This window comes from Adhaeribacter sp. (assembly GCF_057359045.1).
The window spans coordinates 1-11,810 of the sequence record NZ_JBMQUD010000148.1 but is presented as its reverse complement, the minus strand read 5'-3'; the positions used below and the strand labels follow the sequence as shown (position 1 = coordinate 11,810).

The 11,810-nt window shown below is 42.3% G+C and carries 3 protein-coding genes; all 3 read left to right on the top strand.

The window, feature by feature from the left end; translation table 11 throughout:
* On the top strand, positions 1–243 hold a 243-nt coding region (locus ACO1R6_RS22825; RefSeq protein ID WP_486267668.1), incomplete at its 5' end, for a hypothetical protein.
* Positions 244–1,103: 860 nt separating this feature from the next.
* Positions 1,104–5,222 carry a hybrid sensor histidine kinase/response regulator transcription factor gene (locus ACO1R6_RS22820; RefSeq protein ID WP_486267666.1) on the top strand — a complete coding sequence of 1,373 codons (4,119 nt, stop codon included), beginning with the start codon at positions 1,104–1,106 and terminating at the stop codon, positions 5,220–5,222.
* 450 nt (positions 5,223–5,672) lie between these two features.
* On the top strand, positions 5,673–11,744 hold the full coding sequence (locus ACO1R6_RS22815; RefSeq protein WP_486267664.1) for a T9SS type A sorting domain-containing protein: 6,072 nt from the start codon (positions 5,673–5,675) through the stop codon (positions 11,742–11,744).
* Positions 11,745–11,810 lie beyond the last annotated feature (66 nt).

Genomic DNA, 11,810 nt, shown 5'->3' with positions numbered 1-11,810 from the left:
TCGGGCGCCGGCAAGCTCTCAGCTCTACAGAAAATACAAGATTATTCAGCAGGGTTTAAACAAATAAGAAATAATTACGAAAAGGAATTCTTTAAAACCCGGTTAGCCAACCCCACAAATTATCAGTTAGATTCTAACGGACATAAACATTTAGCGGCCGGCACCATCAATAGCGATTGGATGCATGTATACGAAATAGCGCTAAATACAAACATAGATGCCTGGGTTAAAGCAAATAGATAAAGGTGCAAGATGGCCAGTATAACTTACACTACCATTTTTAAGTTATCATTCCTTAGCTCAATCCTTTTTTACTAGCAATCGCTTGCGAGCAAAAATTCTGGAGTGACCTTTTGATATTTTTTTCAATCATTTTGCTGGTACTTATTGGGTTTTTCCTGGTTGTACTTATCTGGGTACTCTTGTTTTGGATGAAGAATAGAGTTAAATAAAATGAATTATACATTCCCTGTGGCAAATCATGTTAATAATCATGCTGTTTACCCTAGTGAGTTAAACGATAAGCAACTTAAATGATGAAGGCATTAACCCAATTTTTTATAGCCCTTATTTCGTCTTGTATTATAGGCTACTTGGTTGCCGGTTCGGTTTTCGAAACTAATGGAGGATGCGATGGAGGACTTTGTGCCATTCCTGTATTTTTTGGTTTCATCATTGCCTTTATTCTATTTGTAATTTTTTCAATAATCTGGATAGTAGGATTTGTGATAAGACGACGACGTTAACATAAAAATGAAACATAAGTCATTTATATAGAAATTTATTTTGCCGTGCTCTTATTTATTGTTCTATTCAAGCATTTTATTCATGAGTCTTATTTATTAATCTAAAATAAAATAATAAATGTATAAAAAGTGCTTTTTAAACTAATTAAATAAAATCAAATGACAGATCAAAATGCACCTATATCCAGCAATGTACATGAGGTAATCAATTTAGGCGATAATTGGTATTATATAGCGGAAAAATTAAAAGATGTCCTGCCATATTGGTGCAGTTAACCATTTAACCGTATCAACTAATCTGAATATTATTCATATAAAATCCTTTTATAGTTTTATATACCAATTACTTTAAATACCTTGCTATCAACTAGTAATTGGTTGATGCGCGGTGCTTTGTATTATAACATAAGTTCTAAATGGCTGTTATTGCTGTTTACCTTTTACTTTGCCTTACACATACCGGGAGTGGCCCAGGTAACGGATTTCAGCAAAAGGCAAATTCTGAAAGTAGCCGACTTAGAAGGACATAAAGTAAGATGTATCTTGCAAGATGCTTATGGGTTTATGTGGTTTGGCACCGAAAATGGTTTATACCGGTACGATGGCTACCAAACTCAATTAGTAAACACGGTCTCAGCTGGTATTCGGTTGTCTTCTGATTTGGTGCTGACACTCTACGAAGACCGGCAAAAGAACTTGTGGATTGGCACGGGTAATGGCCTGCAGCGCTTGAGCCCCGATCGTAAATCGATAGCAACCTACCTCAATGCTGCCAATACTAGCGCAGAATCTAAAAAAGCCATTTATACCATTACGCAAACGCAGGATAATGCCATCTGGTGCAATGCCGATGATGGTTACCTGTACCGGTCGGCTGATAAAAAAGACTTTACCCGCATTCCAAATTCTTTTGCCCCGGATTTTACAGGCTTACAGCGGATAATACAATGGATCATCCAGGATAATAAAAACCATTTATGGGTAGCCGACAACCAGCATGGTTTCCGGAAACTAAACCAGCAAGGACAGGTAATTGATGACTTTTCGCTTCCGGATAACCGCCAGAGCATGGCCTGCTTTGCAAATAAAACTACCTTGCTTTACGCGGTGCAGCGAGCTATTTATGTTTACGAGCCGGTTACAAATAAATTTAATCTGCTGATGAGTGATAAGCAACTAAGTTTATTAAAAAATCCTATTCAGCGTATTTATCAGGATAAAAAAGGCTTTATATGGTTAATAACCCAAACTGAGCTGTTTCGTCTTAATCCCCAAACCAAACATATTGAAGATTTCACCCTGCAATTCAGGCAAAGCGGTAGCAACTATTTTCTGATTGATAACCTGTATGAGGATGCGAATGACCAACTCTGGTTCGGTAATTATTTTGGCGTATATAAATTAAATAATAAGGAGAGCTTTTTTAATACCATTACTCTGCCTAAAGGCTTTGGTGCCAATCCTTATTTTAGTACACGCGGCCTGCTGCAAACACCCGATGGGCATTTATGGATTGGCAGCTACAGCGGCTTCTTTAAATACAACCCGGCAGCTAATACATTTACCGAATTTAAAATTAAACGGAATAATACAGGGGTTAATCCACTGGTACGCGCCTTGGTGCCGGCTACAGAAGGTAATATATGGTTGGCTACCGAAGGGTCTGGCCTGGTACATTTTAATGCGGGTAGCCAAACGTTTACTCCTTACCTGAATAAACCTACTAATAAAGACAAGAGCATATCTAACCATAATTATTCTTTGTTAAAAGATGCCCAAGGTCAACTGTGGCTGGGTGGATATAACAACCTGTATACCTTAAATCCACAGAACGGAGAAACCCATTTATTTAACTGGGGAACTGAAAAGAAAAGTTTTCCGCTATTGCAGATACTTGCCATTCACCAGAGCCGGGATAAATCTATCTGGCTGGGCACTGATTACGGACTTTACCGCATTAAAAAAGGAACAGGTGTAGTAGCCCATTATGCCACAGTAGTACCGGGTAAAAGTAAAACCGGTTTATCTCATAATTATATTAATTGTATTTACGAAGACCAAAGCGGTAAGCTGTGGCTGGGCACAAAAGGGGGCGGTATAAATGTGCTAAATCCAGAAAATGGTAGGGTAGAAGAGCAGTATACCGTAAAAGATGGTTTAGCCGATGATAAAGTTTGTGCTATTTTGCCGGGCGCAGAAAATCAACTATGGATTAGCACTTATAACGGTTTATCCTGCCTGTCTTTAAAAAACAAAGCTTTCCGGAATTTTTACATGCACGATGGCCTGCTCACCAATGAATTTAACCATGGCTCGGCTTTGGCCGGAACCGACGGTAACTTATATTTTGGCTCCATTGATGGCATAATTTACTTTAATCCAAATAAATTTTTGCCACCCGTGCCGGAGCCGCAGGTTATGCTAACCAAATTGGTGCAACACAAAGGCTTAAAAAATAAAATTGAAGAAACTGCTTTGGCCATAAACAGCTTAAAAGAAGTTAAGCTTCACTACCAGGATAAGTTCTTTACCCTTTATTTTGCCCGGAAAAATTATTTCGAAGCGCACAATGCCCAACCCCATTTTGCTTACCGGCTAGTTGGTTTAACCGATGAATGGCAAAATATTGGTGCCGTAAATTATATTCAGTTGGCGGGTTTACCGGCCGGCCAATATACCTTAAGCATTAAAACCATTGGCAGCAATGGCTTATGGGGAAAAGAACTGTCATTACCGGTTTTGGTGGGGCAGGCCTTTTACCTGTCTATAGGCGCTTATCTGCTGTATGGGCTGGTTGTTTTAGCGGTATTGGGTATATTGTTTTGGTTTCAGCTTAGCCGCATTCGTTTGCAAAATAAATTGGCCTTAGAGCAGGTGCAAAAGGAAAAACTGGAAGAGCTAAACCAATTAAAAAACCAATTCTTTACGAACATTACCCACGAGTTTCGCACGCCCTTAACTCTTATTATTGGCCCGCTGGAGCAATTGCGCGCGCAGCCAACCTTGCCGCCCGCCCAGATAATCCGGCAGCAGCATAGCGTAATTTACCGCAATGCCCAACGCTTGTTGCGCCTCATAAGCCAATTACTCGATTTAGCTAAACTGGAAGCCGGCAGTATGGACCTGACAGAACAGAAAGGCGAGATAGTTGCATTTGTTGGAAATCTAATAGAAACGTTTCGGCTGCAAGCCCAGAAGAAAAATATTTTATTGCAATATAACGCTGGGTCCAAACCGGTAGAGTGCCTTTTCGACGCGGAAAAGCTGGAAAATATTATTTACAACCTGCTATCAAATGCCTTTAAATTTACTTCTGTGGGCGGCACTGTGCAGGTGGATCTGACCTGGAGCAGGCCCGTAGCAGCAGAATATTTATTAGAATTGCGGGTAAGAGACACTGGTATGGGTATTCCGGCTCCGCAATTGCCCTTTGTATTTAACCGGTTTTACCAGGTAAACGACATCCGGACGCAAGCTTTGGCCGGGTCGGGAGTAGGTCTGTCGCTGGTAAAGGAACTAACCGAATTAATGGGCGGGCACGTGGAAGTGGAGAGCCAGGAAAATATTGGAACTACTTTTAAGGTTAAACTGCCCTTGCGCGTAGCCGATAATTTAAACCAGCCCGATTTGGTGGCCACTCTGCCGGTTATCTATCCGGAAGAAGCAGTTGTTTTACCAAATGTAATGCCAGTGCCTGAAGATGCCCCGTTAATATTAGTAGTAGAAGATCACGATGAGTTACGGGCATTTATCTTGCAGGGACTGGCTGATAAATACCGGGTTTTAATGGCGATTGATGGAGCCGAAGGTTGGCAACTAGCCCAACAGGAACTGCCCAATTTGGTAATTGCTGATGTTTCTATGCCCCAAATGGATGGTTTTACGTTAAGCAAGCACATCAAGAATACCCCGCTCACTAGCCATATACCAGTAATATTGTTAACGGCCCGCACCTCGCTAGATAACCGGGTTCAAGGGCTTACGGCGGGAGCCAACGATTACCTGACCAAACCATTTAACCTGCAGGAATTGCAGTTGCGGGTTGCCAACTGGCTAAGCCATCAGGTAACGATCCGCCAATTTTGGTACCGCGAGTTTTCCGAGCCCGCTATCAACGAACCTGGAGATATTTTACAGGAAAAACCCGCCGAAGATCCTTTTCTGCTAGAAGTTTATCAAAGTTTAGACCGGGAATTAGCCAATCCTAATTTAGACATAGAGCAACTGGCCAACGAAATGAATGTGAGTACGCGAACCCTTCACCGCAAATTATCGGTTCTTACCGGCATGAACGCCAATACATTAATCCGGTCTTACCGGTTAAATAAGGCGGCCGCACTTTTACAGGAAGGATATTCGGTATCGGAGGTGGCTGACCTAACCGGTTTTGAAGGGCTTTCTTATTTTTCTAAATGCTTTAAAGAGCAATTTTCTCTTTCTCCTTCTCATTACGCTTCGTCGCAAATGAAAAAATAATGCCCTGCCGGTACTTGGCTGAATATATTTTAGGCTATTTTATAAGAAAATCCTGCTTATTTGCTACTGTGGCCAATTAATTGCAAAATATGGCCATTTTTTGCTAACAGTCTACCCGTCGTATAATCTAATTTTAGCTTAACAAAAGTCAATAAAAAACCTACTCCTGGTAGGTTTAACGTATTTTATATTAAAATTTTACTATTAAGCCCGGTGGCCTTTAAGTAGTTTAATCTTATTTCATTACAAGTGGCCCACTTCAGAAAAACTAGTAGCATTTTTCTCCAACACAAAATCTGTTCTGAATTCAATTTAAGTAATTCAATAATTAACAAACCTAATAAAACAAAACTTATGGATTTACATTTACTTAGTAAGCAGAAAAGGATTAATACTCTAAATTCTTATCTGCCAGAAAGGAAGTTCACCTTCTATCTTTTCTTTTCCCTAATGGCCCTGCTGTTATTTTCCCTCTCCACTGCTAACGCCCAGCGGGTGTATCCTGACTTACTGACCACCATAAGAAATAACGGCTCGGATTACAACCTGACCTACTCTTGGCAAGGGCTGGATGTAGTAGATTGCGGCAGCGAGAAGCGGCCATATCTGGAAATTAAGTTTAATCCGGGTGGTTCTAATCCTACCGTTTATTTTGTGGATAGCCTTAACACCAAGCTGCCAAACAACGGCTCAAAAGTTTTGGCGGTAGGCCCCGGTCAGAGTGGTTATGGGGACATTCGGTATCAGGAAGGATACCCTTCCGGAGGGTGTTTGACATGGGTTTGGAGCGGTTTTCCCAGGGCCATGAATGAAGATGACCGGAATGCTCCTGGTTATAGTGTAAGTGGGCAGGCCTCCACTGTTGCCATTAAAGCACCGACCGGAGTAACGGCCTCTAACCAAGCAGGGTTTGATTATATAGAACTAAAATGGAGCAAGGGTACTGATATTCCAGATTCAAACTCAGTCTATCTGATCTACCGGGACGGAAATACGACTCCGATCCATACTGCCAAAGGAGATCAGCGTTCCTGGAAAGATGCCTCCGTTGATCCGGGCTCTACCCATAATTACACCATCCGCACCTATACAGCCAAGTGGGGAGGGCACACATCTTCCGGTGTTCAGGTAACCGGCTCTGCTAAATCTATGAACCTTACTGCTTCTGACGGTGCCTTTACCAACCGCGTACGGATGGAGTGGTTAAACATTTCTTCCTTTGCCGATAATATCCGGATTGAGCGCAGCGTGCCTAATTCATCGGCTTTTGAAGAGGTAGAAATTTTAAACAAAAATGCCACTTTTTACAACGATAACACCGCCATTCCGGGGTACGTTTATACCTACCGCCTGACCCCGATAAAAGACGGCAGAACCTTTCCTTCTTACGACAACACCGGCTATATTATGCCTAATGGTAAAATAAGCGGCACGGTACAATCTAAATTTGGAGCCAGTGTAGCCGGTGTAACGGTAATAGCAACCGGCATTGTGAACGGAACGCCTATTTCTTCATACAATCACAATGGCACCACAATTGAGTTCAAGGCAGTTACCGATGCCGCCGGATATTATGAGATTAAGAATATTTATTATTTCGACAAAGCAGAATTTACCCTCACGCCCTCTAAAGGCAATCATGCCTTCGACCCGGTTACCCATAAAAGAACCCTGGATCAGAACCAATATGTGGCAAATTCGGTCAATTTCAAAGATAATACGGTTTATACGATTGCCGGAACGGTAGCTGACCCGAACGGGTGCCCGGTAGAAGGCGTAAGTATGCTGCTGGATGGAAAAGATATTGGCAACCGGACGAACATAGAAGGTAAGTACCTGATTAACGTGGAGAATGAAGGCACCTACAATGTGAAGCCTGTCTTTTACCATCATAACTTTAACAAAACATCAGAAAATGTAACGATTACTACGGAATTGGTTACCGTAGATTTTACAGACACACAAAAAGAGAAAGTTCTGTTAAGTTTGTTTTCTGGCTGTGGCGATGCCGTTACAGCATCATTTAAAGTAAATATCCGTTCGGTGGCTGATCCGGCAAAGCCAAATATTTATTGTTATGACCAAACCATTACGGTTAACAGCGCCAGTCAGCAAATTGAATTGCCAGCCCAGAAATACTCCCTGCAGGTTGTAGAAACCTCCCATAACAACAGCAATATTTTAAAACAAATGGCCGCCCAGGGCCGCATTGAATTAGACCTGACCCAACAGGAAAAAGTTAATAATGTGGCGGTAATGCGCAAAGCGCCTTTTGTATTTCACGAGGGGTTATCTATAACCTTTAAAGATTTACCTAATACCAAGTGTAACAACGACTATGTAATGGAGCAGCATTTCTTATACCCAATTAAAATTGAGGTAAAAGAAATAAATACCTACTTAAATACCAGTTGTTTTGTAAACGAAGGCGAACTGCAAATTACCAATGATGTAGGAGACAAAGGCGTTTTTAAATTGCCTATAGGCAATGGCACAGTTACTTATTCGCTTGAAGCCGGGTTACCAAACATTGTGGCGCCTTACAGAAAAAGGTTTGAAGTAACCGCCATAGCCGGCTCGGCGGTGCCCGTAACCGCTTCTTTTAGTGCCATTGTAACGGGTGGCAAACCGCGGGTCGGCACCTTTGTAACGCGCACGCCCGAATTGCCCCATTTAATATTGCATGACCCCATGGGCGATTTAAGTTACAGCTATTTGCAGAAAGATTCTTCTTATACCTTTATTACGCAAACGGCTGTTACCAATAGTAAAGAAGCCGGTGCATTTGTAAATCTAAAAATAGGTGGCGGTGTTAGTGGTCTCCCATTTGTGCCGGAATTTGGGGCCGGTATTAAATTTGATACAGAACTGTTAAACGGGGAAACAGCCATTAATGGTGATGCCCTAGCTACTACCATTACTGCTACGCAGCAACTATCTACGGCCAATACCAATGTGTTTACCGGTCCCCAAGGCGATGTGTTCGTAGGAGCTTCTTATAACATCCGTTACGGGTTAATTGATATTGTAAAAATAGAAAATTGCCAGGTAGTGCCGGATGTATCCATTTACTGGAACCCCGAATCTATTGCCACCACTTATACCTATACTGATTATCAGATTCGGTATAATATTCTTACCCAGTTAAAGCGCTTAAAGGATATTAGCGAGAAAAGGGCTACCCGGACCGGGTTGCAGTCGGCCAAGGATACGGTCCAGATGTTAAATAGCTCTATTAACGTGTGGCAACAGGTGCTCGATAAAAATGATAAACAACGGGAAGAGATCTCGCAGCAGCATTTTATAGAAAACCGTTCTTTCAGTGCCGGCGCTCCTTTTACCTCGGTTGTCACCAAATCTACCGAGAACACCACCACTTATGATTTTTCTACTTTTATAAATAGCGATATTGCCATTGGTGGTTTTGCCTACTTAGGGGGCTTCTTATCAGCCGATCTGGGTGCCTTGATCAATTTTAAATGGTCGAGTCAGACTACTACCAATACCAGCATAGCCAAAAGCACTACCATTGGTTATCACCTGGATGATGATGACATTGGTGATTTTTTTAGTGTGGATATATACAATGATCCCCGCTACAATACCCCGCTGTTTAAGCTAAATGCCGGTACCAGCAGTTGCCCCAATGAGCCCGGTACCCAAACCCGCGATAAACCGCAAATGGACCTGAACCGCTATACCGTTAGCAATGTGCCCGCCAATGAGCCCGCCGTTTTTGTGGCCAATATTGCCAACGTAAACGAAAGCGAAGAAGGCCGGGAATATGCCGTACGGGTAATACCGGCTACCAATATGGATGGGGCTATTATCCGGATGGGAGGTCAGATAATCAATACTACTCCGGTGGTGTTCTTCCTGCAACCCGGACCATCTATTCCTATTACCATTACGGTAGAAAGAGGCCCTTATGCTTTTAATTACAAGGATATTAAGCTGATGATGTACCCCGAATGCGAATATGCCATTTTCCAGAATGGGGGGTCTTTTGTAAATACCGACACGGTTACTTTATCGGTTAACTTCCAGAGCCAGTGCAGCAACGTACAAATTAGTAAACCCGGCAACAACTGGCTGATTAACCAGGGCAGTGGGAACAAAATGACGGTTACGCTTACCGGTTATGATGTAAACAATCCTACTTTTACCTCGGTTGGTTTACAGTACCGGGCCGAAGGCAAAACCTGGGAAACAATAAGCACCATTCCGAAGGCGCAACTAATCGATCAGTTTAAAGATATTATCTGGGATGTATCGAATTTAACGAAATTTTTAGATGGCAAGTACGAGATAAGGGCCTTTGCCACGTGCGAAACCTTAGGCCAGACTACCTATTCCGAAGTCTTGCAAGGTAATATTGACCGGGCTTCGGTGGCACCATTTGGAACACCGTCGCCAGCCGATAACTTCCTGCGGCAAGGGCAAAATATTAGCGTAACTTTTGATAAACCTATTAAATGTTCCCAGAACTTTAGTTCTAAAGTATCTTTAATCCGAAAAGATAATGGCAGTACGCTAAATATTAACGTGCAATGTTCGGGTAATACCATAATTATTAAAACCAACCCCGAATCGGCTATCAACGACCTTTCGCTGGCCGGAGTAGAACTAACGGCAACCGTAAGTGGTATTGAAGACAATGCCGGTAATATTCAGAAATACCCCACTGTTTGGTCGTTTAAAGTTAATGTAAAACCTGTATTCTGGGATCCGGAAAAACTGGAGTCGTCGGTCACCATTGGCTCTGGCATAAAATTAAAATCAGAACTTAAAAATACGGCTGAGGTGAGTAAAGCCTTTACGTTGAGTAGTTATCCGGCTTGGCTTACCCCATCGGCCGTAAAAGGAATTATTCAACCTTATGGGTTCTATAAATTAGAATTTGCCATTAGCAACGAACTAAAACCAGGTATATACGAAGGCGTAATAAATGCAGTAGTAGACGGGTTTACGGAAGCCATGCCGGTTAGACTAGAATTATTGGCTACGCCAGTTGCCTGGAAAGTGAATCCGGCAGATTATAATTACTCCATGAATATTGTGGCGCAATATACGCTGAGTGTTCCTCCCAGCAACGTGCCCACTTCTACCGACGAACGCGACGTAATTGCTGCTTACGTTAACGGCGTACCCCGCGGCGTGGCTAAAATCCGGAAAATTGGCGGTATGCCGGGTAAATATGCCGCTTTCCTGACGGTTTACAGCAACGAAGCCGGAGCCGGTAAAGAAACCATCACCTTCCGGATGTGGAATGCCTTAACGGGGGTAGAATACGGAGCTTTGGAAAAAACACCTTTTGTAGCTGACGGTATTACCGGTTCTTCTGCGGATCCTTATGTTTTGCACTCAGAAGGTACTTTCCAGGTTATTCCGCTCCAAAAAGGCTGGAACTGGGTCTCTCTAAATGTACAAACACCCGATATGAGCCGGGAAAAAGTATTCAGCAGCCTGTTAGCATCGGGTAATAAAATTACGGTTAAGAGCCAAACTGATTTTGCTGACTATAGTCCGCAGTCTGGCTGGAGTGGTGCGCTTAGAACCATTAACTTAACCAGCGGCTACATGGTTTACCTATCAGATAAACCCGATACGCTACGCGTGGCCGGTACCACCCCAACTACTTTTACTCCATTAACATTAGCTGGTGGCTGGCATTGGATTGGTTTTCCTAAGTTAGTAAATGCCCCGATTAAAACTGGATTGGGCGCGGCATTTACCGCGAAAGAAGGTGATTTCTTAAAAAGCTTTACATCCTTTGCCACCTATTCTACTGCGGTAAATGCTTGGCTCGGCGACTTAAAAACCATGGACCCAGGCCAAAGTTATAAACTTAAAATTTCGGCACCGGCCAATTTGGCTTTCCGCAGAAGAGCCACCGATGGTTCTAATTATGAGGTAGATGAAAGCAAGTTTGAGTATACCATGACCCTGACCGGCGTTTTAAACCAGAATGGTTTGCCTATTACCAGCAATTTATATACGGTTGGTGCGTATATTAAAGGCGCTTGTCGGGGATTTGTGCAAACCGAGTATTTGCCCAGCCAAAAATCTAACCGCATATACCTAACCATTTATGGCGAACCTGTAGATGCCGGGGAAATAATAGAATTTAAAATATTTAATGTAAACACCGGCGAAGAGATAATAGCCGATAACAAAGGCATTGCTTTTATACCGGATAAAATAGTAGGGGAGATGCTGAACCCGTATAGCCTTAACTTTAATGATCATAATTTAGAAAGTGGCTATGCTTTAGCGCAAAACAAACCCAATCCATTCTCCAGTACTACAACTATTGATTATACCATACCAGAAGAAGCCGTTGTTGAACTGATTCTTTACGATAAATTAGGCAAAAAAGTAAAGACTTTGGTGCAAGAGAAAAAGGCCGCCGGAAATTACAGTGTGGTGGTTGACGCAGCTAATTTGGCCAGTGGGGTTTACATGTATTCTTTAAAAGCCGGAAATTATGTAAAAACCCGAAGGCTGGTAGTAGTTCGTTAAGTACAGATTTTATTACTATTTTATAAAAAGAGGGGCAAGATGCTCCTTTTTTTATTTATCTTATAT